Raw genomic sequence first — 23882 nt, 5'->3', positions numbered from 1 at the left:
TTGCGCGAGCCCGCGTGCGATCTCCCGAACGGGCCACGGAGTGGCAGGCCAGGGCACGGCCTGACCTGCCACTGCCTCACGAGGCCGTCGGCGCCTGCTCGTGGCTGCCATAGGGCCGCGTGATGATCTCCATGCCGTGCCCGGCCGGATCCACGAAGTACAGGCCACGCCCACCGTGGTGGTGGTTGATCTCCCCAGGCCAGGGCTTCGGCGTAGTCGCATGACGACCGGTTCGTGATCACCCGAGGCCGAGGAGTGCGAGGGGGCGGCGAGGGTCGCGGGCGTTGCGGCGGAGGCCGGCCGCGATGTTCTTCTCTCCGGCAGTACCGCGCACGCGGTGAGAGCGAGCACGACGGCCAAACGGTGGCGCACCCCGCGCGGGTCACGCGGGTCCGGCACCCCGGCCAGCCGCTCCACCAGACCCGGGACCTCCTCGGGTCCAACCTGCGGATTCTCACGCAGTTGGTCAAGGGCAGGCGGGATCAGAGATGATGCGTCGGCAGGCACGGTCTTCCACTTGGAGCACGGGGCGTAGAGAACTCCATGATCTTGGGAGCCCGTGCCTGTCAACTCCCGGATGACCGCCAAGTCGGCGGATTGTCACGTAACCGGACGCCGTGCCGCAACGCTGAAGCCTGCGTGAGCCGCCCTGCTAGGGCAGTCGCCTGAGCCACAACACGGCGAGGCCGTAGGCGACAGCCGACACGGCAAGTCCCGCGAGGACCGTAGCGGTGTACGCCCAGTCGGGCAGCGTCTGCCTGAAGAACCCGAACGTGACGTCGCGAGTGATGAGGAATGCTGCGACGGCGGCGAACGTCGCACCCGCTGACTGCCTGGTCCAACGTCCCGGCTTCGACGCAACGCGGCCATCCGGGCGAGGAGCAAGAGGTTCTGTCACTCGTCACTTGTACCGGTCCCGATGCGACTCATCAATGGCAGCCGGCCCAAGCCCGCACGCGGCAGAGCTTCGGTGTCGTCGCACGATCACGAACCGGACATCCTGCGACTACGCCCAAGCCCTGGATCGGCACCCCGTCCGGCCGGGCGAACTCAATGTGAGCTGATCCGCATCCCGGAGGAGCGGGTCGTGGAGGCAGGCAATGCCGAATCATCCCAACTGCGGCCAGGTGCTGCGGGACAGGCCTTACAAGCGCCGACGCGGCGCCCACTACGTGGCGATCGTGACCACCGCCGGCCGTATCGGAGGTCTTTGGGATTCGGTCGTAAAAATGAGGCCGAATGCGGATATCAAGATCAAAGTCGAGAGCCGATGATGAAACTATCCGAGTGATGGAAATCTGGCTCGACCGAAGGATGCGTGACTGCCCAATACGTGAGTCCGCACGCGGAGTCCTCGATGACGGCGGAGACGGCCATTGTGCCGGTACAGGGAAGGCCGCTCAAGTCGGCTCGGACCTGAACCTCCAGCCGGTCCTCGGCCTGGACGACGTGGACCTTTGGGGGGCGGGCAGGGATCACGGGGGTCATGTTCTTGTGATAGGCGTCGAAGCTGTAGAGCGCCCATTGCCCGGACGGCGAAATATTCAACTCGTAGTACGCGGGAGAGTTGCTGTCCTTGTGCACGAACATTTCGAAACACGTGTGCCGCCACAGCTCATCCGTAGGGGAGGCGTGGCATGACGGGCGAACGCTGGGCACTCGAACCCGAGACATGTCCGCGCACAAGACATAGTGCAGGTCAATGATTCCTGAATCAAAACGCTGAACATCTACTGCCAGGGAATGCACGATGTCGGAGCGTCCGGTGAACGGCTGGAGTGAAACCTTAGATATCCACATATCGCTCCGTCGCGGCATCGAGGATGGCTTCCACGGCTTCATGGCTGGGCAGGATCGAGGCGGCTTCGGCCCGCGGATCTGATTTACCCTCGATGATGTCCACGAAATGATCCCACTGCGCAGTCAGCGGGCCGCGGCGCTCAGAGCAATCCACGTGCTCAAGGACCGGAAACGCAGGCGGATCCGTGCAGCGGAGACCGGGCGGACTCGACGACGGCGCGTACACGGTCACCGTCGGATTCAGCAGGTCCGCCACGATGATCGCGCCCGGCTGAGAAATGGTCATGATGCGCGCGCGATAGTCCGCCACCCTGCTGGCCGACAGAACGGCGGCGTTCGTGTCGGCGAACTTCACCAATGCGGTGGCCGTGTCCTCGCCGATCCGCTCCTCGCCGCTGTGGCGCCCGGTGGTGGCTCCTTCGACGATCGGCTTCTGACCGTCGAAAATACCCAGGACCAGATCCACGTCATGGACCAGAAGATCCCAGGAGACCCCCGCGTTCATGCGGGTCGAGTAACCGGAGAAGCGATAGGTGAAGACCGCTTCCGGTGCGTTGACGCGTGACATGACCTGCCGCACGGCGGGGTTGAACCGCTCGATGAATCCGCACATGAGTGGGGTGCCTCGCCCGAGTGCGGCATCGACGATTTCCTGACTCTCCGCGAGGCTCGCGGACAGCGGCTTCTCGACGAAGAGCGGAATGTTCTCGCCGAGCACGTCGAGGGCGGTTCTCCTGTGCTGTCCGGTGGGGGAGGCCACCACCACGGCGTCCACGCCGGACAAGGTGTCGATCTCCGGCGCCCAGGCCGCCCCGTAGCGCCTGGCCAGCCCGCGTCCGCGGTGCTCGTCCGGGTCCACCACGGCCGCCAGGTCACAGCGTGCGCTCTCGGCGATGACCCGCCCGTGGTGGCCTCCCATCACGCCGGCTCCCACCAGCAGGACGCGGGGGAGCGCTGCCCCCGTCATCCGCGCAGGGCCGCTCGGGTCTCACGAATGACGCGGTCGAGGTCCGCGTCGGTGAGACCGGGATGCACGGGCAGCGAGAGGACCTCTGCAGCTGTCCGGGCGGCCACCGGCACAGCGGCCCGAACGATCTGCGGGTGGCCTCGGTAACACGGGTAGTCGAAGACCGGGCGCGGGTAGAAATGGCCCGACGCTATCCCGTTTCGGGCCAGTCGTGCGGCGAGTTCGTCACGCGAACAGGAAGCGTCCTCGGTGACGCGCAGGGTGTACTGGTTCCAGACGTGCGTACGCCCCGGAATTGTTCGTGGAAGCAGCAATCCCGGTATTCCGGCCAGTCCGTCGGACAGCCGGTCCGCGTTGTATGCACGCTTTTCGCTGAATTCTTGGAGATGCGCGAACTGGGAGAGGCCGACCGCCGCGTGCAGATCCGAGAGCCGATGATTCCCGCCGATACGGCGATAGTCGTACCGATCTCGCATTCCCTGATTCCGTAAAAGGCGTATTCTGTCGGCTAATTCGCCGTCGTCCGTCGTGACGACACCACCCTCCCCGGCCGTCACGTTCTTCGTCGCGTAAAGAGAGAAGCAGCCTGTGCCAAAGCTTCCGGCCGGTCTCCCGAACTGGCTGGAGCCGATGGCCTGAGCCGCGTCCTCGACGATCTTGAGACGGTTCTTCACGGCGATCTTCTCTATGCTTGCCATGTCCGCCGTCTGCCCGTAGAGATCCACGGGCAGGAGCACCTTGGTCCGGTCGTTGATGCGCGCTTCCAGCAGTTCCGGGTCCATATTGAAATCATCGGGATGAATGTCCACGAACGAGGCGGTGGCGCCGCTCGTGATGATGGCGTTCAGTGTCGCGGAGAAGGTGAAGGGCGAGGTGATGACCTCGTCACCCGGCTTCAACTCCCAAGCCTGAAGGCTCAGCAGGATCGCGGCCGTCCCGCTGCTGACCGCGACGGCGTGCTCGACCCCCGCCCACTGCCCGATCGCCTTCTCAAGACGCTCCACCATGGGCCCCTGAGCGAGTTGACCGGAGCGCAGAACCTCAAGCACCAGAGATTCCGCTTCGTGCACATCGACAGAAACCAGCGATATCATCGGGGACTCCATGGCCTACCCATTCCGTGCACTGCGCGAGGAACTTTCCCTGAGGAGATCCTTGATCGTGTCGTGCACATGGGGTGCGCAGGCCAGCATCGAATACACGTCATTGATGCGCGCGGTCGGATCGGTGTAGTCGATCCTGCGTCCTTCCATGTCGGTGAATATTCCCCCCGCCTCTTCGGTGATGATCTGTGCGGCGACACAGTCCCATAGGCGATTGTGTCTGTGCATGAACGCGGCGTACGCGGATTTCGCGACCATCATGCAGTCGAAGATGCTGTTGCTCATGCGTAGACCTCGGCAGCGTGGTGCGAGAAGGCGCAGCGCGCGGAAGTCGAGATCGACGTCTTCCTGGTGGACGTCAATTCCGTACGAGATGAGGTCCTGCGCCATGTCGCCGTCGCCGCGGATCGTCAGCCGGCGCCCGTTCAGGAAGGCGCCGTGGCCGGTCTGCGCGACGTACCTCTCGGCGAAGACCGGCAGCGCCACCGCGCCCGCCACCGGCCGCGCACGGTGCAGGACGCCCACCATGACGCCGTAAAGCGGGGCCCCGGCCGCGAAGTTGGACGAGCCGTCGATCGGGTCGATGACCCAGGTCACCGGCGTCGTCCCGCGGACGGGACCGGACTCCTCGTCCACGATGCCGTCGGCGGGGAACCGGTCGTGGATCCGGTGCTTCAGGAAGGCGGAGACCGCGGTGTCGGTCGGCGTCACCACCTGGTCCGCGTCCTCGGCCTTGACCCGCACCGGCCCGTGCGGCGGGGCGGCCAGGGCGAGTTTCGCCGCGTCAGCCAGTGTGGAATCCAGGAACGCAAGGTAGTCCATGAAGCTGGGCTCCGGTTTTCATGGAGAGTCTTTTGTCGTTCGCGCATAGAATTCGAGAATTGGCACCTCGGGCGCGATGACGGTATCCGGAATTCGGTGCAGGGGGAAGAACTCCGCTGTGGTGACCTCGCCGGGATCCAGGCAAAAGTTCTGGTCCGGCGCAGTCGCGGTGAACACGGCCGTCACATTGAACACCTGGTCGCCATTCGGGTAGCGGAAGTACTGGTCGGCTCCGGAGAAGACGTTCAACAGGGTGAGATCGCCCAACTCAAGGCCGACTTCCTCCCGTACTTCCCTGCGCGCGGCCTCCTCCAGCGACTCACCCGGATCCAGGAATCCGCCGGGCAGCCCCCAGCCCCCGGTGTCCGCGCGGGCCATCAGCAGGACCGAACCGTGCGAGTCCACGACGATGACGGACGCCCCGGGAAGAATCAGCGGGCGGGTTCCCACCTGGGCGCGCAATTCTGCAATATAGGGCATCGGGCCTCTCCAGTGACGGGCCTTCGGGCGACTGGACCCTGCTGGCGGTGGGCGTTGCGGAGGGGAGAATATCTCGGCTCGGCAGCGATAAGACAGCGTTTCGCCGGTAACCGAATCCTCCCTTTTGACCTGCTGGATTCCGACCCTCGAAGACATCGACGATCTTGCGGAAGAGTCTTGACAGAACCGCCTTGCGCGCCCTCATAGTGGGGTGCATTCTGTCGGAGAAGGAGAGGTGACGACCTCGTGGATATGTCAGATTTCTCTGAGTTCGAATCCGAGAATCCGGAGGCGCAGCCGCACATCGGGTCCGACACTCTCCAGCGGATCGTCGCGTCCTGGCCCCGACGGGCGAGCATACGCACGGACATGGCCGCCTTCATGCAATCGGCGGCCCGGGACTCGGACGTCACCGACTATCCGGTACGCCTGATTCCGTTTTCCGGGCACCCCCGTTTCCTGGAGGCCCCCGAGGAGTCGCGACGCCTCGTCAACACGCTGGGCTGGCAGGCCTACAATGCGCGAGTGGTCGCCGCCGAGGAGTACGTCGCCAATCCGACCTTTGAAATGCTGACACACGGGGTATTTCCGGGCGTCGAACGGTACACGGCGAAAGAAGCCCTCCAGCAGTCGCACATCGACGAGGTGTGGCACACCTACATGCACATGACCGCCATGCGACGCACCAAGGAGGCGCGTGGCCTCACGGAAGAACCCGACTACTCCCACCCGGTGACGAACCGTCGGCTCTTCGAACTGACCGCGGCGCGCAGCGAGAAATGGGAGCGGGACATCCTGTTCCTCGTCTGGACCGTCGTGGGTGAACTGCACATCAACAAATTCCTCGAACTGCTCGCCCGGGACACGACGATCCAGCCAGTACACGCTCTGGTGGCACGGCTGCACGCGCGGGACGAGGCAGCACACGGCCCGATCGTGGCAGAAGTTATGAAAGACGTGTTCGTGCACCTGAACCAGGAACAGTGCGACCTGTTCATCGAGACGATTCCTGAGGCGATTCGGGCACTCGGCGCACAGGACTACGAGATCTGGTCGGACATTCTCGCCTTCGTGGGCGTGGCCGGCGCCGAGGAAATCATCGCCGAAACGCGCCGCTCGCCCGATTCCGGCCCTATGCTCACCGACTTCAGCACGGTGGAACACCTAGTCCGGGACCTGGGGATCGAAGAGCGCGTCGACTACGACTTCTCGCCCCCGCGCCCGCACAGCCGGCGCGGGTAGGTCCATGTCCGTGCTGCTCGGCGCCGAACGGGACAAGCTGCCCGAACGGCTCTGGTCCCGCAACTTCACCCTGTTGTTCCTGGCCCGCACCGTGTCCGTCCTCGGCGACCAGATGCTCGTGCCGATCACGATCACGGTGGCGGTGCTGCGCGCCGGATACGGCGTCACCGGCGTGGGATACGCCCTGGCGGCCAACACCGCGCCACTGGCACTGCTGGTGATCCTCGGCGGGGTGCTCGCAGACAGGTTCACCCCGATCCGCGTCATGATCGTCGCGGACGTGGCGCGTCTGGTCCTGCACGGCGTTCTCGCGCTTGCCTTCGCGGCCGGCCGCCCCGACCTGTGGTTGATCCTCACCCTGCTGGCACTCAGCGGAGTGTGCACCGCCGCCTTCCAGCCAGGGTACGGCAGCGTCATCCCGCGCACAGCGCGCGATGTGCAGCGGGCCAACGCGGCGATCCGCGTCACGGAATCCCTGATGACCGTTGCCGGGCCGGCCGCCGCCGGGCTCCTTCTGGCCTTCTGCCCGGTGTGGGCCGTCGTGCTGATCGACGCCGGGACGTTCGCCCTCAGCGCCGGCTGCCTGCTGGCCATGCGCCTGACGTTCGCGCGCTCGACGCAACGGACGTCGTTCCGGTTGGACCTGGTGCAGGGCTGGTACGAGTTCAGGGTGCGGACCTGGCTGTGGAGCGTGATCGTGATCTTCATGCTCTATCAGGTGGCGGTGAACGGCCCGTTCCTGACACTGGGGCAGAGCCTGATCACCCTGCGGCACGGGGAACGCGCACTCGGTCTCATCATGTCCGTGTTCGGTCTGGGCGCGGTACTCGGGGGACTGCTGGCCGCACGCATCCGACCCATCTTCCCGCTGCGCGCGGGCAGCATCGCCATGGCCTGCTCGGTAATCGGTATTCTTGCAGTCGCGTTGAATTGGCCGCCGCCCCTGCTCGCGGCCGGTTACGCGATGGAAGGAGTGGGCGGCGCCTTCTGGCTCGTAATGTTCCATTCGAGCGTGCAGACGAAGATTCCCCCCGACGTCCTGGGCCGGGTGCACGCCTACGACGTCGCGGGATCGCTCGTCATGAAGCCGGTTGGACAGATGGCCGCGGGCCCGGCCTCCGTCTGGCTCGGCGCCGTGCCGGTCCTGTACTTCTCCTCGGTGATGCTGCTGGTCACGGTCGGCCTCCTGCTCGCCGTCCCGGCCGTACGCAATCTGCGCAGAATCGGCTGACCAGCGGACGGCCCCGGGGCTTAGGCACCCAGCTCGGTGAGGAGGGTGACGCCGGATTCCTCCAACTCGTAGAGCACACGAGGCCCCACCCGGTGGCGTCGGACCAAGCCGGCTGAGGAGAGTACGGCCAGGTGCTGCGAGACGGTGCTCGGCGCCAGTCCGATGGAACTGGCCAGTCCCGTGGTCGTCGTCGGCGACGCCAGCGCCCGTAGCACCTTGGCCCGACCGCGCCCGAGCAGCGTCGTCAGCCGGTCTCTTGGACGTACGTCGTCGACATCCCTGGCACTGCGCCGGGACGAGCTGCTCACGACGGCGGCTCCGGGCGCCTGGTAGGAGAAGGCGAGGGTGTTCCGCACCGTGCAGAAGACGCGCGCGCCGCGCCCGAACAGGGTGGGGACGATGATGAGCCGCCCGTCCGTCATGCGGTAGTCCATGTCGGTCCGGTGCGGAACACTCAACTCCTGGCGGTGCCAGCGGATCCGCCCGCCCAGATCCTCCAGCATCCGGTCCGCGCCCTCGGTGACCAGCGTGCGGCCGCGGACCAGGATCTCCTCTTCAAGGACACCGCGCATCGCCGGCCACGACGAGGCCATCGTGGCCGCCCAGTACTCACCGATGAGGTACGCGAACCGGTCGTGTCCCGCGCTTCGCAGCGCCGCCAACTCCTCCTCGATGTCGGGCGAGGGGGAGCGCGGAATGGGGGTGAGGGAGGCGGACGGTGCCAGGGTGTGTGCCCGGATCGTCGTGTTCAGCTCTCCGAGCAGGTCACGCGAGACGCGGCGCATGGCCGTCGCGGCCCAATTGGCGTACGGGTAGGGGATCTCGGCGCGGTACCGGGTGGTCAGCGCCAGGCTGCACACGGCCTCCCACAGCGGGCTGATGGCCATGCGCACCCGCCCCAGCGTCAGGTCGTCGAGCTGGATGCGGATCACGAGGCCCGGGGCCGAGCACGCCGACGGGTTCGGGCCACAATGCGCCTCAGACTTCTATCTTCAACGACAAGTCCTGGCATAGCGTGAGAACCTCGTTGATCCATTTCGACGGGTCGCGGGGATCGAAGCCCTGCATCGTCTCAAGCTCCCAGTACTTCGCGAAAGGCAGCGCCTTCGGATCGGCCTCCTGGAAGCGCCGAGCCCGCCACTTCGGAATGTAACTGCCGTACTGGCCCCGCTCTTCGAGCAGCGCGTCGACGATGTGCGAGAGCGCGGTGCGGGCCGAGAGCACGGCACTGTTCACATCGCCGTCCTCCAACTGCCCGAGCGTGTCCTCGACGGCCATGTCCGCCGCGCCCAACGACCGGGTGACCAGGATAGAGCGGTAGGCCGATGACTCGACCTCGGCGCGTCGACGCGCCAGCCAGTCCTCGCCCATCAGCGGTACGCACGTGGTCACGCGCTCCAGAAAAACCTCTTCCCGTGGCGCGAGAGCGTCCCCGCTCGCGGCGCGCGTCTGGTCGTAGTCCGTCCACGAGACCTTGGCGAGCATCTGGTCGACCTGCGTGTCCAGCCAATAGGCCAGGTCCCACCCGCGGTTGTCGATGAACGAGGAGTGCCAGCCGACCTCGGCGGGTTCCAGCGGCACCGGTACCCCCACCAGGTCGGGCATCGGCCAGGGATCCGTACTGACCAGGTACACATCGATGTCGCTCTTTTGATTGCTCCAGCCGCGGGCGGCAGAGCCGACGAGGAATGCCGCCTGGCAGGTGTCCGGCAGGAGGCGACGACTCTTCAGCGTTTCCAGAATCTGAGCCACGTCTATCTTCATCAGCATCTCCGGCAGTAGATGACCACGCGGACACTAGAGGGGAGCGGCAAGAGTAACGGCACCATCGTGCGGCGGAACACCCATTCGCCGCACGCCGAATCCCCCTGTTTCGTCACGGCGCAACTGACGTCCCTTGACCGGATATTCGCGGCTCCCCAGAATAAGTCCCTTCCATGTCGCGACAATCGACGGGAGAAAACATGAACAGTGTCGATCCAGTAGCGAGTCTGGCGCCGAATCTGACCGCCAGCCTTGCTCCTGACCTCTCGCCCGCGGCGAGCCTGGCGCCGAATCTGACGGCCAGTCTCGCTCCTGACCTCTCGCCCGCGGCGAGCCTGGCGCCGAATCTGACGGCCAGTCTCGCTCCTGACCTCTCGCCCGCGGCGAGCCTGGCACCCAGCCTGACGGCCAGTCTCGCTCCCGAGCTGGTACCAGCGGGTTTGGCGGTCTGAGAGACACGTCCCACGGCCGACCAGGGCACGCCGTCCGGGCACGTCCGTACGGTGTGACGCCCCGGCCGCAGCGCCAGTGGGCCCGGCAGGAGTCGTACGCGGCCCTGCCGGGCTTTCCCGTCGGTGCCACCACGGAGGAGCCTTGTCCCAGCCCGCGCCGCTCACGCCCACGACCGAGCCCCCCATCGTCACGCCGCCGTACCCGCCGCTGTACACGCCCTTCAAGTTCCTGAGCCTGCGTCTGGCCGCGCGGCTCACCCCCACGCGGCTGAGCTCGAACGCGCTGACCGTGGTGTGGGCCCTGCTCCTCATCACCGCGTCCGTGGCCCTCGCCTACGAGCACACGGTGTACGCGCTTGCTCTGATCCTGCTCTCCATCCTGCTCGACTGTCTCGACGGCGACCTCGCGCGGCACCGCCGACAGCCCTCCCTCTCCGGCACGCTGCTGGAGCAACTCGCCCACTGGACAGGGAACATGGGCCTGGTCGCGGGGGCGGCGGCCGCGCTCCTGCTCGACGACCCACGGCCCGGCAACATCCTGCTCGCCGCCGCGCTGGCGGTCGTGCAGGCCGTGTACATCGCTGTCGTCCGGCAGGTGCGCCCCGACGCGGCGAGCGTGGCCGGGTATCCGCGGCTGCAAGCGGCGTTCCGACGCATCGTCAAGGGCATCTACAACCTCTCGCCCATCGAGTTGCCCATGGCCGTGGCCCTAGTCGTCAGCGGGGTCACCCAAGAGGCCCTGATCGCGCTCACCGGGTTCTTCGCGGTGCTGTCCGGCCTCGTGTTCGTCCCCCACTTCGTGCTCGTCCGCGCGGCGGATCGCAGCCAGTGGGGACCGGTCGCTCCCGCTCGCCCCGGAGCGTTCACCAGCCTGCCGGCCCAGCACCGGACCACCGTCGCCCAGGTCATTCCGGACGCGCGGTGGTGGACCCCGGGTGTCCCGCGGCTGCCCGCCGAGGTGCAGGCCCTGCTGGGCCGTCAGGCGCCCGCCTCCGGCGCACCGGTCCTGGAAGCGGTGTGGCGTGACGTCACCGCCAAACTGCCCGAACTGTTCCGGACCAAAGGCGCGGTACTGCTGTTCTCGGGACCCGACGATCTCGCCTGGGAGGCCGTCCTGCGGACGCTCTGCGCCCCCGGCGACGCCATCCTGATCGTCGGCGGCCGCACGTCGGTCGAACGACGCCGGAAGGCCGCCGACCGATTCGGGGTACGGGTCTTCTCACTGCTGACGCCGTTCGGCGTCGGGGCGACGCCCACGGAACTGGACCGGCTGCTCGCCGATCACCCCGCGGCACGCCTCGTCCTGCTCTCCCAGACGGAGGCGGAGGACGGGACACGCACCGACCTCGCGGCCGTCGCGGAGGTCCTGCGGGCGAACGACGCTCTCTTCGCGGTCGACGCGTGCCTCGGGCTCTGCGCCGACGACCTGCGCATGGACGAGTGGGGCGTCGACATCGCCCTGTCCTCGTCGGACAGCGGCATGATGGCGCCGCCCGGCGTGAGCCTGGTGGCACTGGGACCCCGCGCCCTGCGTCTCCTCGACGAACCGGCGGCCGACGGCGGCTGCGCCGGCACGTCGCTGGACCTGCGCGCGCACCGTGGGGCGGAGAGTTCCGGCCGACGCCTCGCGGCACCGGCCCTGGCCGGACTACAGATGTCCGTCGGGTTGGTTCTTGAGGCCGGCCTCGACCACGTGCTCGCCCACCACCAGCGCCTGGCGGAGCGGTTCCGGCGCGGCTGCGTGGACGTGGCGGGCCTTGAACTGGCCAGTGCGCGGCCCAGCGCAGCCTGCACGGCGGTGCTGCTCCCAGCCACGGTCGACGTGCGGGAACTGCAGAACCAGATGTTCGCGACGGCACGCATGGTTGTGGCGACCGGGGTGGATCCACAGGGCGTACCCACCCTGAACTTCGGCCACGTCGGCTGGCTGGTGGACGACGACGTCGACCTGGCGGTGCGGACACTGGCGGCGGCGCTGGACGCCGCACGCGACCTCGCCCCCAGCCACATCGACTGAACTACTGCCCGAGGGGCTCGGCGAGGGCCGTCGAGAACGCGTCGAGCAGCCGCGTCAGGTCCTTCTCGCCGATGTCGCCCATCGCCGAGACCCGGAAGATGTCGCCGGACAGTGAGCCCTGGCCCGCGTAGATGACGAATCCCTCCTGCTTGAGCCGGTAGTGCAAGGCGGCGTAGCCGTGGTTGGGAGGCAGCCGGAAGGAACGCAGCACACAGGAGGTCTCGTCGTCCCGCAGCAGAGGAGCGACGCCGCAGGCGCGCAGCCGCTCGCTGATCCGGCCCATGCGGGTGCGGAACAGCGCGCGCCGGGCCCACAGGCCGCCCTCCTCGGCGAACTCGTCCAGCGCCTCGTCCCACGCGTAGAACGCCTGGACGGCATGGGTGAAGGGGGTCGAACCGACGTCCTGACGGGCGAGGTGCGCGGTGAGGTCCAAGTACACGGTGCGCTGCTCGGTGCTGCTCAGCGCGGCCCGGCGCACCAGGACGAAGGCGGCACCGGGCACGCCGTGCAGGCACTTGTTCGCCGTGGCCGCGCAGCCGTCCACACACCAGTCGTCGAGCCGGATCGCCTCCGCGCCGAAGCTGCTGACCGCGTCGATCAGCAGCCGCGCGCCATGAGTCCGTGCGAGGGCCGCCAGGCCGTCGAGGTCGTTGAGCCGTCCCGTGGTCGTCTCGTGATGCACCACCGCGATGTGAGTGAACGCGGCCGAGCGCAGCGCCCGCTCGACGGTGGCGAGCTCGATGGGGGCGGACCACGCCGCGGTAACGTGCTGGTGGGGCAGACCGTGCGCGCGGGCGATCTGCGTCATGCGCTCGCCGTAGACACCGTTCTCGACGATGAGCACGCGGCCGTGCGACGGCACGAGACTGGTCAGCATGGCTTCGACCGCCGCGGTGCCGGACCCGGTGAGCAGCACGGGCGCCCAGCGCTCCGGGTCGCTCGCGTACACGGCGAGCAGCTTGCGGCGCAGCCCTTCCTGAAGGGCACCGAACTCGGGTTCGCGATGGCACAGATCCGGCCGGAGCATCGCATCCCGTACGCGCCGCGACAGTGTCACGGGACCGGGGTTGAGCAGAATGGTCTTCATCGGGACCCTCCTGTGTGATCCACGAATCGGTCGAGTGCGTCGGGCGGTGCCAAATGGGGCCGGGGCAGGCCGGCCCGGGTGCCGGGAGCGATCTTGACGTGCGCGAAGTGCGGCCCTGCCGCTCGCGCCGGCCCGGTGCAGAACTCCCGCAGCTCGTCCACCGCGTCGGTCCGCAGCACCCTGCGGTACCCGCAGGCCGCGGCGATGCCCGCGAAGTCGGTTTGCGCGCTGACCGTGGCCTGTGCGCCGGTCGAGTCGTGCACCTCGTTGTCCAGGACGACGTGCAGCAGGTTCGCGGGCCCGTACGCGCCGATCGTCGCGAGGTTGCCCATGCGCATGAGCAGCGCGCCGTCGCCGTCCGCCACGACGACCCGCAGGTCGGGCCGGGCCCGCGCCAGGCCGAGCGCCAACGAGGACGCGCAGCCCATGGAGCCCACCATGTAGAGGTGGTTCGGCCGGTCCGCGAGCGCGTACAGCTCCCGTCCCGTGTAGCCGGTGGTGGCCACCACAACGGTCCGTGGAGCGGCGCCGATCTCCACGACGGTCTCCAACAACGCCTGGCGCGGCGAGCGCTGCCCCGCCGCCAGCACATGCCCACGCCCCTCGACGGCGGCGGTCGCCGCGCGAGGAGCCGGCTCCGCCGCGGCCAGAGGATACGGGGCGCAGCAGCCCCGTTCGAGGACCAGCGCGGCGGGCTCCCGCTTCCCGAAGCGTTGATCGACGTCGTCCAGTACGCCCGCTATCGCGTCCGGCTCGTCGGGGAAGCGCGCGGACGGGACGGCCATGGTCTCCAGGAGCGTGTCGGTGATCCGTCCCATCAACGCGTGCTGCGGCTCGTCGGCCACGCCAGGAGCCCCACGATGGGTGCAGATGACCAGGACGGGGATACGGAAGGTGTGCACCAGCGAGGTCAGCGGGTTGAGCGCGTTGCCGAGACCGGAGTTCTGCATGAGCGCGACGCCGCGCCGGCCGCCGATCCAGGCCCCGGCGGCCATGGCGACCGCGTCGCCCTCGTTGGCCGCCGACACATAGCCGGTGCGCGCGTCGCCGATGACGCGGTTGATGAGGGGAGTGAGAAAGGAGCACGGAACTCCTGCGTACGAGTCGAAGCGCCGGGCGAGCGCACGGTCGACGAAATCGCGGGCCTGGATCACGGGGGCTCCTTCACGGCTGACCGGCGGTGAACCGGCCGGCCTGTTCGAGGTCGCCGAGTGAGTTCACGTCGAGCCAGTGCCCGTGGATGTACAGGACGCGCACGGGATGGCCCGCCTCGACGATGTGATTGAGCAGGTCGCTCAAGGTCAGGTGATCGAAGCGCGGGCTGACGCTGAGGGCGTCGAGGGCCTCCTCGATCCAGGCCCGGCCACCGGCGCGGGCCCGGAACATGCCGATCCAGCGGCCTTGTGGGCCGGCCGCGTCGCTGCGTTCGTCGCTTCCGATGTGCTGGAGCAGGACGTTGTGCCCCCACAGGGACCGGTCGTCGGGGGAGGAGCAGTACGCGTCGTCGCGGATCGTGCCCGGATGGGCTTCCTGGGAGTCGACGACCACGGTGAGTTCGCTCTCCGACTCCAGCAACTCCCGCAGGATGTAGCTGCGGAACAACAAGTCGCCGTAGAGGATCACCATCTCGTCGCTGAAGGCGTGGCGGGCGCAGGCGAGCGAGGCGAGTTCGCCGTTCGTCGCGTGGTCGTCGTTGACGATCAGGCCGATGTCCTTGACGTCGATGCTGTCGGCCCGGTATCCCGCCACCACCGAGATGTCGCCGATCCCCTGGGTCCTGCACAGCTCGACGAGCCGGGTGAGCAGCGGCTTCCCGTTGACGGAGAGCATCGTCTTGGGCCGGTCGCTGGTGAGGTCGGTCAGCTCGTCGCCGCGGCTCGCGGCGAGGACCACCGCCGTCGTGGCTGGCGCCCCGGCGGCGTACCGGTGCTCCGCCTCGGCCAGTTCCTCCGTGCACTGGAGCCGGAAGATCTCCGTGATGCTCGCGATGCGGTCCTCGACCTCGACCAGCGACTCGTCCTCGAAGATCCGCCGCGCGGTGGCCTGCATCGAGTCGACGGCGCTGCGGATGAGGTGGTTGGCCCAGATCACCAGGCTGATCCCCGCGTCCCGGAACACCTGCGTGGGCGTGCTGTAGTACTTGGTCGGCACGATCACGAGCGGAGCGCGGCCCGCCCACTCCCGGGCGAATTCGAGAATCTGGTCCGGCTTCGACTGTGAACTGTGGATGAGGATCCCGTCCGCGCCGGCCCGCCGGTACGCCTCCGCGCGCGCCAGCGCCTCCCGGGTGTCCCGCCCTGCGATGTACGCCTCCACGCGGGCCACGACACAGAAGTCGTCGTCGAGTTGGGAGTCCTTCGCCGCGGCGATCTTCCCGCAGAACTCGTCGATGTCGGCCAGCTCTTGGCGCTGGCCGTTGATGAAACTGTTGGTCTTCGGAAACGACTTGTCCTCGATGCACACGCCCGCGACACCGCGCTGTTCGAGTTTGCGCACCAACCGGCGGGCGTTGTTGAAGTTTCCGTACCCTGTGTCCCCGTCGAGCAGAATCGGCACCGACGTCGCATCGGCCATGAACTCGACCATGTCGACGACCTGCGACCAACTCGTCTCATTGTTGTCCCGCACGCCGAACTGTGCGGACAGCGCGAGCCCGGAGGCCCAGATACCCCGGAACCCCGCCTCCTCGGCGATGGAGGCACTGATCCCGTTATGGGCTTCGAGGATGAATTCGAGGTGATCCGACCGCAGCATGCGACGGAGCCGAGTGCTCTTGGGAAGAGAGCGGTCGGCGTCGGAAAGCATTCCCGGCAGAAGTTTCTTCGGTGCGAAAGTCAACGAGGTCACCTCATGTCCGCGTCAGGTCGCGTCAGCCTAAAGACTCCTCAGTTTCGCGGGCAACACTGGTCAGTTGGAGCTGAGCCCCTGTTGGCTGTAGACAGAAATACGGTGACGCACCGCGAGCCGCGCTCCGCCGCCGACCGAGTAGGCACCAGGACGGGAGAGCCCCATGACCGACGCCCTGCAGGAGTTGTTCCCGGGCACAAGCGCGTACGACGCGCCGCGCAAACACTGGGCAGAAGGACGCCATCTCATCGAGCACGGCGACCAGAAAGCCCTTGAGGAACAGATAGCCAAACGCTTTTCCACACCGGAAGCGCTGGCCAAGTTCGCGCCCGACATGGAGGTGTCGGTCTACGGATTTCGCGACCCGGCCCGCGATGAGGGAAGCGCGGCCGCGACCCAGGACGTGCAGGACCTGTACACCTTTCCCCCGACGACGATCAGCGACGCGGTTCCGCTGTACCACGCGGGACACACCATCATCTGCTGGAAGATGCTGGAGCACCTGCCCGAGGCCCTGCGGCGCAGCACGGGCATCCTGGAGGCGCTCGGCCTGCCGCACCAGCCGATCGCGGCCCGCGGCCTAGCCGATCCGTGGAACAGCGCGTGGCCGTTCGTGCTGAGCCTGGTGTACACACCGGCGGGCGCCGGCTCGGGCCTTGGGATGCACTACGACCGGTTCGACAGCGTCGTGGTGCACCTGCGGGGCCACAAGCGCTGGCGCGTTGGACGGCATCCGTTGCTCGAATTCCCCCTCTACAACGAGGAGTTGGCGGCGCGCCTTGACTTCCCGCCCTCGATTCCCCGGCTGGCCACCCACTCCGAGTTCGTCACCGGCCTGGAGGAGATCGACATGCGGGCCGGATCCGTGCTCCTGCTGCCGCGGGGCATCTACCACACGACGCTCGCCGACGACGAGGCCTCGTTGTCGCTCGGCTACCACTTCGCCCTGCCCACGTGGTCGCATGTGCTACTCGCCGCCCTGGAGCGCCGACTCACCCGTGAACCGTGGATGCGCACCACGCCCTTCGGCGCGTTCGGTCTGGCCGGTCCGACCGACGAGGCCCGGCAGGGGATGGCCTCGGCCGCCGAGCGCGGACGAGAGGCGCTCGCGGACCCGCGCTCGCTCCTGGACGACGACCTGCTCGGCAACCTCGCCTCCCACCACCAGGCGGCTTTCCAGGTGGAACCGGACGCCGGCGCGCGGCTGTTGATATCCGAACCGCCGGTCGTGGTGGATTACGGCGGACAGGGCATCGATGTCGAACTGCCCGCCGAGGCCGCGCCGCTGTGCCGCTGGATGCTGGGCGAGGCCCCGGAGTGGTTCGTCTTCGATGAGGCGCTCAAGGCCGCAGAGGGGCAGTTGAGTCCGCGGGACGTGTGGAATCTGCTGCAGGAGTGCGAGGAGGCCGGTGTGCTGCGGCGCCGATGGGGCACGCCAGGGCGGTGAGTGCCTTGTGGCCGGGTCCCGCACCGAGCACGACGTCAGTCGGCCCGGCCCTTGCGCTGCTCGACGGCAGTGCTGAAGTGCAGCCACGCCTCGACATGGCTGCGCGCGAGCTGCAGCGCGTGGTCGAGACAGTGCGGCGGCAGACCCTCCACCAGCCGATCCCAGCTCCGTACGTCATTGGGGTGGGCCAGGGCGAGCCGCAGGAACTTCCGGCCGACGTCGGTCAGACGCAGCGACGGGTCCTTGGTGAGGGCCACCAGCAGTTGCTGGCGACCGTCGAGCCGGAGCGGAGTGACGCAGACATCCTCCTCGGCGGTCTCGGGCTGCGACAGACGGGAACCTTGCCGCGCGGCGTCCGGCAGGGGTGAGAGGCCCTTGCCTAATCGGTCCTTGACGTCGCGTGCGGTGCCGACGGAGATCCCCGATGCCCGCGCGATGCGCCGCAAGGAGGCGTCGGGCTGTTCGGCCAGCAGCCTCGCCGCCCGTTGCCGTCCCTCCTGCGTGGTCAGTGGTCTGGTCCGACCGTCGCATCCGGTTCGGCTGTGCGACTGCGGAAGTTCCGCAGTCGCACACCGCAGTCTCGCCACCGACTTGTCCGAGATGCCGCTGAGTTCGGCGATGAGCCGGTTGGACCAGTCGGGATGCGTGCGCAGGATCCGCTGTGCGGCGGAGTGCCGGTCCGCGCGGGTCAGGGGGAGCCCGTGCTCGACGTTGAGACGCACGGCGAGGATGAACGCCTCGTCGTCCGGCCCGTCGAAGAACTGGACCGCGATGTGGTCGTCCCCGCGCAGCATCGCCGCGCGGACCCGATGGTGACCGTCGATGACGCGCAGATTCCGCCGACACGCCACGATCGGCGGCAGTTGCGCTCCGGATTCGGCTAGGACCCGAATGTGTTCCTCGTCCTCTCCGCTCAGCCGAGGGGATTCACAGGTGATCAGGGTAGACAACCGTACGCTGGACACCGGGGCCGATTCGTCGAGACGGTGCCGGGGCCAGGAATCCACGCTGTGCAGACGAGGCTTGTCGTGAGTTGCGATGGTGCTGGTCGAGCCGGTATTTATGTCTTCCTTCGACGGACTCAACGTCAAGTCGCCGCCTCCTTATCGTCGCCATGCAGTGGGGGGAACGCTTGCTTGATCAACGAGGAGCAACGTTGAGTCTCGCACTTGGTGCACCGTGCATCAAGTGATCGTGCAGCGCCGGAGTACCCGAAGCGTCCGCCGGGTCCGACGTCCCGGCGAGGCCATCCGCAGCGGGTTCGGGAGATGTGCCGTCCGCGAACAGAAGACCGGAGCGTGCTCGACCGGGCGGTGGTGAGCACAGTTGACCGTGCGCAATCGTGCATGGCACGTTCGGAACTCCTTCTCGCGGCACCAGTGACTCCGGTTGGAGCAGAGATGGCACAGGAATTCGTACAGCTGCAGACCCGAGGCGCCAAGAGGTACTCGAAGAAGAAGCCCAAAGACTTCCGGGTTCTGCTGGTCTACCCGAATATCCAGCAGTCGGCGATGATGCCCTACTCGATGGGGCTCTTCACCTCGTTACTCCGCGAAAAAGACTTCCAGGTGCACCTTTTTGACAGCACCTTCTACGCGGAGCCTCTGACCGACAACTACATTCACTACCGGACCTTCGTGAAGCAGTTCGACTGGCTCGACCGGGACGTTCATTTCCGGCAGTCCAGCATGCTGGAGGACTTCCGGGCCAAGGTGGCGGAGTACCAGCCGGACCTGATCGCTGTCTCTGTGGTCGAGAACACGTACTCCGTCGGCCGCGCCATGATCCGGGCGCTGCCCGAGAAGGACCGGCGCATTCCCACCATCTGGGGCGGCCCCTTCGCCACGTTCGCCCCGGACTTCATCCTCCGGGACCACGTCGGGGACTACGTGTGCCGCGGCGAGGGCGAGATCGCGCTGATCGAACTCTGCGAGCGGATGTGCGAGGGCCGGTCCGTCACCGACATCCCGAACCTGTGGGTGCGCGAGGACGGGCAGCTGTACCGCAATCCGCTGGGCCCCCGGGTGGACCTCGATCACCTGCCGTTCGCCGACTACTCCCTCTTCGAGGAGCAGGCGATCTACCGCCCCATGGAGGGCAAGCTCTGGCGGACGATCGGCATCGAGAGCCAGCGTGGCTGCCCCTTCCAGTGCACGTACTGCAACTCTCCCGGGCAGAACCGCATCGCCAACGCCGAACAGGGCAGCAAGTTCTACCGGCGCAAGTCGCTCGACCGTACGATGGCGGAGCTGGACCACCAGCACAAGGAACACAACATCGAGCTGGTCTACTGGCTGGCCGACACCTTCCTGGCGCTGCCCACGCGAGCCTTCGACGAACTCGTCGAGCGCTACGACGACTACCGCATCCCGTTCTGGATGAACACCCGCTCCGAGACGATGACGGAGCACACCGCCGACGGGCTGGAACGCATGAACATGCTCCGCACCAGTATCGGGATCGAGCACGGCAACCCCGAGTACCGGCGCAAGATGCTCAAACGGTTCCAGACCAACGACCAACTGCGCAAAGCCTTCGAGATCTGCTCGGGCCGCAGCTTCTCCACGACCGGCAACTGCATCATCGGGATGCCCGAGGAGACCCGCGAACTCGTCTTCGAGACAGTGGAGTTCACCCGGCGACTGCCCGACGACATCGACACCGTCGGGTGCTTCATCTTCTCGCCGTTGCACGGCACCGAGCTGCGCAAGATCGCGGAGCAGAACGGCTATCTGGACCCCGACACCTTCTGCGATATCGCGGACCCCGACGTGAGTATCCTCGACCAACCGCAGCTCAGCCGCTCCGAAGTGATCGGCATCGCCAAGTGCTACGGCCTCTACCAGACCGCGCCGGAATCGGAGTGGCACCGCGTACGGGAGGCCGAACCGGACACCCCGGCCGGTGACGCCGCCTTCGACCAGCTGGTCCGGGAGTACCGCCCGGGAGACGTGGGCGCCGCCGCGGCCTCCGCGTGAGCGACCACGGCCGGCGGCGCCCCCATCCCGCCCCGGGTCAAGGGGTGTCCGCCGGCGCGCGCCCGAGCACCCACCGGACCGCGTCGTCGATGTCCAGGGCGGTGAAGTGGGCGCGCGCCTCCGGGCCGTGGAGTAGCCACAGGGCGCGGTTCTGGTCGAACTCCAGGGCGGAGGCCAGGAGTTCGCGTGCCGCGGCACGGTCGCCGCGGCGCGCGAGGACGAGCGCGAGGGCGATGTGCACCTCGATGCTCGCCGGCGTCATCTCCAAGGCGCGGCGCAGGTGCTCCTCGGCCACTTCCAGGGTGAGCGCGCTGTCCCAGCAGGAGGAGTGCTTGTAGTAGTACATGCCGATGCGCCACAGGACGTCGGCGTCGAACGCGGTGCCGATGCCATGGTGCGCGCGGACCTCGTCCACCGGAGGGACCCGCGGCGCGGCCCCCGTGCCGGCGAGGTCGGCGACGTGGTCGTTGAGCAGGGCGGCGATGCGCCGGTATCCCTCCAGGGTCGGATGGCAGTCGTCCCAGAATTCACCACGACCGCACACGCCGCCGGCGGCCGCGGTGAAGTCCGTCTCGACGTCCAGCAAGCGCACGCCGTGGGTATCGGCGAGCGAACGGATGGTGCGGTTGATGTCGGTGGTGGCGCGCAGCGGGCGGCCGTCACAGTCGTTGGCGGCCACCAGGTGCCGACGGGCTTCGTCGGCCCGGCCGGAGTGCAGGTACAGGCGTCCGAGGAGGAAGTGGGCCTGGGCGAACCCGCCCTGCTCCGCGAGTAGTTCACGGAGCCGGCGCACCGCCTGCTCCGTACGGCCCGCACGCGCGTCGTCCTGCGCACGCTGGTAGCGGAGCACCAGGTCGGTTGCGTCGAGCGCGCTGTAAGTGGGCGGCCAGTCGCGCAGGTTGGTGGGAATGGTCGCGAGGACGGGCTCGATGTGGGCGCGGCGCAGGGCGAGGACGCCCGCTTCGAGGTTCGCGCGGTGCCGGTCGATGATGGCGGCGTGCTCCTCCGGCGTCATGAGCGCCGGCCCCCACCCCTGCGTGGCACCACGCCCGGGCGCCAGGTGCAGGAACTCGTTGTTGCCCGAATACACCAGCGCCAGCGCGGAGTTGGCGCGGTGCGGCTGCTGGGTCGCCGAGCGGATGCGCTCCAGGGCGTAACGTGAGGGAGCCCCGTACCGGGCCTCGTTGCGCACGACGAGCGGTACGCCGCCGACCGAGCCGGACCAGGACTGCGCGACGATCGTGCCGATGTCGCACGTGGGAGCGTAGGGAAACCCCCAGGGCACCGAGCTGCCGAACAGGTAGAGCGTGAATTCAGGTGCGTTCATGACGTCTCCGATGCGTCCATGGCGTCTCCGATGTCCCTGGTGCCGGTGAAGTCGCCCGGCGCGCCGGCGTATCCCGGGCCCAGGTGGGCGTGCTCACGTCGCCCGCAAGCTCAACGACTCCTCCAGCACGTTCAGAGCCCGGTCGATGTGTTCCTCGGTGTTGTACAGATGGAAGGAGCAGCGCAGCCCGCCCCGGTCGGTGGCGGTGATCCCGGCGCGGTGCAGGTGCCCGACGGCGTGCGCGGCGCCGGGGACGAGGACGATCGCGGAGCCCGGCGCCGGGGCCGGTTCGAGACCGAGCCGGACGGCTCCCGCGCGAAACCGGTCGGCCAGCGCGATGTTGTGGCGGCCGACGCGTTCCACACCGAGTTCCGCGATCAGCTCCAGGCTGTGCCGGCCGGCCGCGTACGCGAGCGCGGGCACCGACTGGTCGTAACGGCGGGCGTCACGGGCGAGTTGGACGGCGTCGGCCGGTGGGCCGAGCGGGTCCGCGCCCGCCATCCAGCAGGCGTGCCGCGGCAGGATCCACTCCTGCGCCTCCTCCGACACCGTCAGGAAGGACACACCGCGGGGACACAACAGCCATTTGTGGGCGCTGCACACGGTGACGTCGAAGTCCGCGGCGCGGACGGGTCGCCACCCGCACTCCTGCGTCGTGTCGACCAGGGTCCGGGCACCGTGGGACCTGGCGGCCGCACGGACCGCCGCCAGGTCCGCCAGCCGCCCGGTGCCGGACTGGACGGAACTGACCGCCACCAGATCCGTTCCCGGACGCACCGAGGCCGCCAGATCCGCCAGCGGCACCGTCCGCACCTTCAGGTCGGGCCGGACGGCGAAGGGGTTGGTGAGAGAGATGAACTCGTCCTCCGCGCACAGCACTTCCGCCCCGTCGGGCAGTGCCGACGCCACCAGGCTCACGCTCACGGACACGGCGCTGCCCAGCGCCACGCGCCCGGCCGGCACACCGGCGATCCTCGCGAAAGAACGCCGGCACGCGTCGAGGTCCTGGAACGGGCCGGCGCCCATGCCCCGGTGAGCGCCCAGCTCCTGCAGCAGCATTTGCGCGGCGTCCGTCGCGGGCGCGGGGAGCAGCCCGTAGCAGGCGGTGTCGAGATGCACATAGGCCGAACCGAATTGGGCACGTGTCGCGGCATCCACCTGCCGGGCTCCTCACCTAGTCGAAGTAGCTCTTGAGCTCACCGCGCCGACGGACGTCGAGCGTGGCGCAGTGCAGACCGCCGCCGAACACGTAGTGGTCCTTGAAGTCCACGAGCACCGGCTTCATGCCGAGGTTCTTGAGCATGCGAATGGTCGGCTCCTCGTGCTGGTCGACGACGACCCGCTCCTCGTCGAGGACGAGGAGATTCATGGACAGCCAGCGACTGGAGAGCTGGAACTCTGCGGGCGCAACCCCTTCCGGCGCCTCGATGATCTCCCAGCCGGCCCGCTTGAACATGTCGAGGAGGTCGGGGGAGAGACACGGCCGCGCTGGACAGGTCAGTACCCGGCCCTCGCCGAGCGGTACCCAGGTCGTGTCGATGTGCACCGGGCCCGAGGAGCGGAACCGCGCCCGGTGGATCCGGTACTCACTGCCCAGATGGCGCTCCAGCCACTTGATGCCCAGCTCGTTGGTCACCTGGCTGCGCTGGACGACGATGTCGCGGCCGAACCGGACGAAGTCCGCGGCGTCGAAGCAGGGTTCCGCCTCGTTCGTCATGTAGTGCCCCGCCAAGGGGCCCACGTCGTCAGGGACGTTGGGGTCCCCCCGGAAGAACGCGAGGTGCTCGTCCGGGTAGTCGTAGTCGTACATGTGCTGGCCCATCGAGCACTTGGGGGCCGCGGTCCAGCGGGCGCCGCGCTCGAAGTACCGCTGGAGCAGGGAGTGGTACTTCACGTGCTCGAAGTAGCGCGGGGGAAGCGCCATCGGCGCCTCGATGAGTTCGTCCCCGACGGCCAGGACGACATCGCGGATGTCGGCGTTGAAGAAGCCGGTGGACTCGAAGTGCGGTGTGCGGAACTCCGTCTGCGCGTAGTCGACGGGGTCGGGACGGGTGACCGTGACGCCCTCGTCCTCCAGGACCCGCTGCAGGTTGTCGAGCGCCTTCGCCGCGCCGCGCACCAGATGTTCGGGATACGGCTCACCGGCGTGCTCCCGGTAAAAGTCCCAGTAGTTGCGGCGCACCATGACTTTCATTTCGTGCGTCAGGGGTGGGACCGTCACCCCTTCGATGGTGCCCACGACTACTTCCTCAAGTGGATCCCATTCGTTGTGTGAACTGACCGCTGAAGTGGTGGGGACGGCTGCTGTGGGTGAATCC

Annotated in this window: 19 protein-coding genes and 1 pseudogene; 5 read left to right on the top strand and 15 right to left on the bottom strand. The window is 67.9% G+C overall.

The window, feature by feature from the left end; translation table 11 throughout:
• Positions 1–76 precede the first annotated feature (76 nt).
• From OHB00_RS02335 to OHB00_RS02310, 6 genes and pseudogenes are all read right to left on the bottom strand, one after another.
• A pseudogene (locus tag OHB00_RS02335) lies at positions 77–199 on the bottom strand (VOC family protein); the annotation flags it as partial.
• 1055 nt (positions 200–1254) lie between these two features.
• On the bottom strand, positions 1255–1590 hold the full coding sequence (locus tag OHB00_RS02330) for a hypothetical protein (RefSeq protein ID WP_406430675.1): 336 nt from the start codon (positions 1588–1590) through the stop codon (positions 1255–1257).
• Between the two features lie 196 nt (positions 1591–1786).
• Complete coding sequence (locus OHB00_RS02325) at positions 1787–2767, bottom strand: Gfo/Idh/MocA family protein (protein ID WP_406430674.1); 981 nt, start codon at positions 2765–2767, stop codon at positions 1787–1789.
• Positions 2764–3861: a DegT/DnrJ/EryC1/StrS family aminotransferase gene (locus OHB00_RS02320; RefSeq protein WP_406430672.1), complete on the bottom strand. Its 1098-nt coding sequence runs from the start codon at positions 3859–3861 to the stop codon at positions 2764–2766. The genes OHB00_RS02325 and OHB00_RS02320 overlap by 4 nt, the downstream gene beginning before the upstream one ends.
• Before the next feature lie 15 nt (positions 3862–3876).
• Positions 3877–4614, bottom strand: a complete 738-nt coding sequence (locus OHB00_RS02315; RefSeq protein WP_406430670.1) for an inositol monophosphatase family protein — start codon at positions 4612–4614, stop codon at positions 3877–3879.
• Between the two features lie 96 nt (positions 4615–4710).
• The gene (locus tag OHB00_RS02310) at positions 4711–5172 is read right to left on the bottom strand and encodes an NUDIX hydrolase (RefSeq protein ID WP_406430668.1); all 462 of its coding nucleotides are present in this window, start codon (positions 5170–5172) and stop codon (positions 4711–4713) included.
• 252 nt (positions 5173–5424) lie between these two features.
• Here OHB00_RS02310 and OHB00_RS02305 point away from each other — a divergent pair, with 252 nt between their 5' ends.
• Together OHB00_RS02305 and OHB00_RS02300 are read left to right on the top strand one after the other, a co-directional pair.
• Positions 5425–6414: a diiron oxygenase gene (locus OHB00_RS02305; protein ID WP_406445580.1), complete on the top strand. Its 990-nt coding sequence runs from the start codon at positions 5425–5427 to the stop codon at positions 6412–6414.
• Between the two features lie 4 nt (positions 6415–6418).
• Entirely contained in the window at positions 6419–7645 is a 1227-nt protein-coding gene (locus OHB00_RS02300; RefSeq protein WP_406430666.1) for an MFS transporter, read from the top strand.
• Positions 7646–7665: 20 nt separating this feature from the next.
• On the opposite strand, the gene OHB00_RS02295 is transcribed toward OHB00_RS02300, so the two are convergent.
• Together OHB00_RS02295 and OHB00_RS02290 are read right to left on the bottom strand one after the other, a co-directional pair.
• Positions 7666–8577, bottom strand: a complete 912-nt coding sequence (locus OHB00_RS02295) for an ArsR/SmtB family transcription factor (protein WP_406430664.1) — start codon at positions 8575–8577, stop codon at positions 7666–7668.
• Between the two features lie 46 nt (positions 8578–8623).
• Positions 8624–9415, bottom strand: a complete 792-nt coding sequence (locus OHB00_RS02290; protein WP_406430662.1) for a hypothetical protein — start codon at positions 9413–9415, stop codon at positions 8624–8626.
• Between the two features lie 588 nt (positions 9416–10003).
• Between OHB00_RS02290 and OHB00_RS02285 the strand changes: the two genes are divergently transcribed.
• Complete coding sequence (locus OHB00_RS02285) at positions 10004–11878, top strand: aminotransferase class V-fold PLP-dependent enzyme (protein ID WP_406430660.1); 1875 nt, start codon at positions 10004–10006, stop codon at positions 11876–11878.
• 1 nt (position 11879) lies between these two features.
• Here OHB00_RS02285 and OHB00_RS02280 read toward each other — a convergent pair whose 3' ends face one another.
• From OHB00_RS02280 to aepX, 3 genes are read right to left on the bottom strand one after another with little or no spacing between them, the layout of a single operon-like run.
• Positions 11880–12965: a 2-aminoethylphosphonate aminotransferase gene (locus OHB00_RS02280; protein WP_406430658.1), complete on the bottom strand. Its 1086-nt coding sequence runs from the start codon at positions 12963–12965 to the stop codon at positions 11880–11882.
• Complete coding sequence (aepY, locus tag OHB00_RS02275) at positions 12962–14119, bottom strand: phosphonopyruvate decarboxylase (RefSeq protein ID WP_406430656.1); 1158 nt, start codon at positions 14117–14119, stop codon at positions 12962–12964. Before aepY ends, OHB00_RS02280 begins: the two co-directional genes overlap by 4 nt.
• Before the next feature lie 10 nt (positions 14120–14129).
• Positions 14130–15719: a phosphoenolpyruvate mutase gene (aepX, locus tag OHB00_RS02270; protein WP_406430654.1), complete on the bottom strand. Its 1590-nt coding sequence runs from the start codon at positions 15717–15719 to the stop codon at positions 14130–14132.
• Positions 15720–15975: 256 nt separating this feature from the next.
• Here aepX and OHB00_RS02265 point away from each other — a divergent pair, with 256 nt between their 5' ends.
• The gene (locus OHB00_RS02265) at positions 15976–17259 is read left to right on the top strand and encodes a JmjC domain-containing protein (protein WP_406430652.1); all 1284 of its coding nucleotides are present in this window, start codon (positions 15976–15978) and stop codon (positions 17257–17259) included.
• Between the two features lie 35 nt (positions 17260–17294).
• Here the strand turns inward: OHB00_RS02265 and OHB00_RS02260 are convergent, their stop codons facing one another.
• Entirely contained in the window at positions 17295–18224 is a 930-nt protein-coding gene (locus OHB00_RS02260) for a ParB/RepB/Spo0J family partition protein (RefSeq protein ID WP_406445579.1), read from the bottom strand.
• Positions 18225–18659: 435 nt separating this feature from the next.
• Between OHB00_RS02260 and OHB00_RS02255 the strand changes: the two genes are divergently transcribed.
• Positions 18660–20237 (top strand): B12-binding domain-containing radical SAM protein, encoded by a 1578-nt coding sequence (locus OHB00_RS02255; protein WP_406430650.1) that lies wholly within the window; start codon positions 18660–18662, stop codon positions 20235–20237.
• 37 nt (positions 20238–20274) lie between these two features.
• Here OHB00_RS02255 and OHB00_RS02250 read toward each other — a convergent pair whose 3' ends face one another.
• The 3 genes from OHB00_RS02250 to OHB00_RS02240 form a co-directional block, all read right to left on the bottom strand.
• Positions 20275–21564 carry a tetratricopeptide repeat protein gene (locus OHB00_RS02250; RefSeq protein ID WP_406430648.1) on the bottom strand — a complete coding sequence of 430 codons (1290 nt, stop codon included), beginning with the start codon at positions 21562–21564 and terminating at the stop codon, positions 20275–20277.
• 93 nt (positions 21565–21657) lie between these two features.
• Positions 21658–22722 carry an aminotransferase class V-fold PLP-dependent enzyme gene (locus OHB00_RS02245; protein ID WP_406430646.1) on the bottom strand — a complete coding sequence of 355 codons (1065 nt, stop codon included), beginning with the start codon at positions 22720–22722 and terminating at the stop codon, positions 21658–21660.
• Positions 22723–22738: 16 nt separating this feature from the next.
• On the bottom strand, positions 22739–23803 hold the full coding sequence (locus OHB00_RS02240; protein WP_406430644.1) for an amidinotransferase: 1065 nt from the start codon (positions 23801–23803) through the stop codon (positions 22739–22741).
• Between the last annotated feature and the right edge of the window lie 79 nt (positions 23804–23882).

It is taken from the genome of Streptomyces sp. NBC_00631, from assembly GCF_045206895.1.
In the GTDB taxonomy this organism is placed as follows: Bacteria; Actinomycetota; Actinomycetes; order Streptomycetales; family Streptomycetaceae; genus Streptomyces.
This window is presented reverse-complemented; position numbering and strand designations above follow the sequence as displayed.

Bases quoted from the DNA above. Each gene is read 5' to 3' on its own strand.
- OHB00_RS02330 (WP_406430675.1), bottom strand. From the start codon at position 1,590: ATGTTCGTGCACAAGGACAGCAACTCTCCCGCGTACTACGAGTTGAAT.
- OHB00_RS02325 (WP_406430674.1), bottom strand. From the start codon at position 2,767: ATGACGGGGGCAGCGCTCCCCCGCGTCCTGCTGGTGGGAGCCGGCGTG.
- OHB00_RS02320 (WP_406430672.1), bottom strand. From the start codon at position 3,861: ATGATATCGCTGGTTTCTGTCGATGTGCACGAAGCGGAATCTCTGGTG.
- OHB00_RS02310 (WP_406430668.1), bottom strand. From the start codon at position 5,172: ATGCCCTATATTGCAGAATTGCGCGCCCAGGTGGGAACCCGCCCGCTG.
- OHB00_RS02305 (WP_406445580.1), top strand. From the start codon at position 5,425: ATGTCAGATTTCTCTGAGTTCGAATCCGAGAATCCGGAGGCGCAGCCG.
- OHB00_RS02300 (WP_406430666.1), top strand. From the start codon at position 6,419: ATGTCCGTGCTGCTCGGCGCCGAACGGGACAAGCTGCCCGAACGGCTC.
- OHB00_RS02290 (WP_406430662.1), bottom strand. From the start codon at position 9,415: ATGCTGATGAAGATAGACGTGGCTCAGATTCTGGAAACGCTGAAGAGT.
- OHB00_RS02280 (WP_406430658.1), bottom strand. From the start codon at position 12,965: ATGAAGACCATTCTGCTCAACCCCGGTCCCGTGACACTGTCGCGGCGC.
- aepX (WP_406430654.1), bottom strand. From the start codon at position 15,719: ATGCTGCGGTCGGATCACCTCGAATTCATCCTCGAAGCCCATAACGGG.
- OHB00_RS02265 (WP_406430652.1), top strand. From the start codon at position 15,976: ATGACCGACGCCCTGCAGGAGTTGTTCCCGGGCACAAGCGCGTACGAC.
- OHB00_RS02255 (WP_406430650.1), top strand. From the start codon at position 18,660: ATGGCACAGGAATTCGTACAGCTGCAGACCCGAGGCGCCAAGAGGTAC.
- OHB00_RS02250 (WP_406430648.1), bottom strand. From the start codon at position 21,564: ATGAACGCACCTGAATTCACGCTCTACCTGTTCGGCAGCTCGGTGCCC.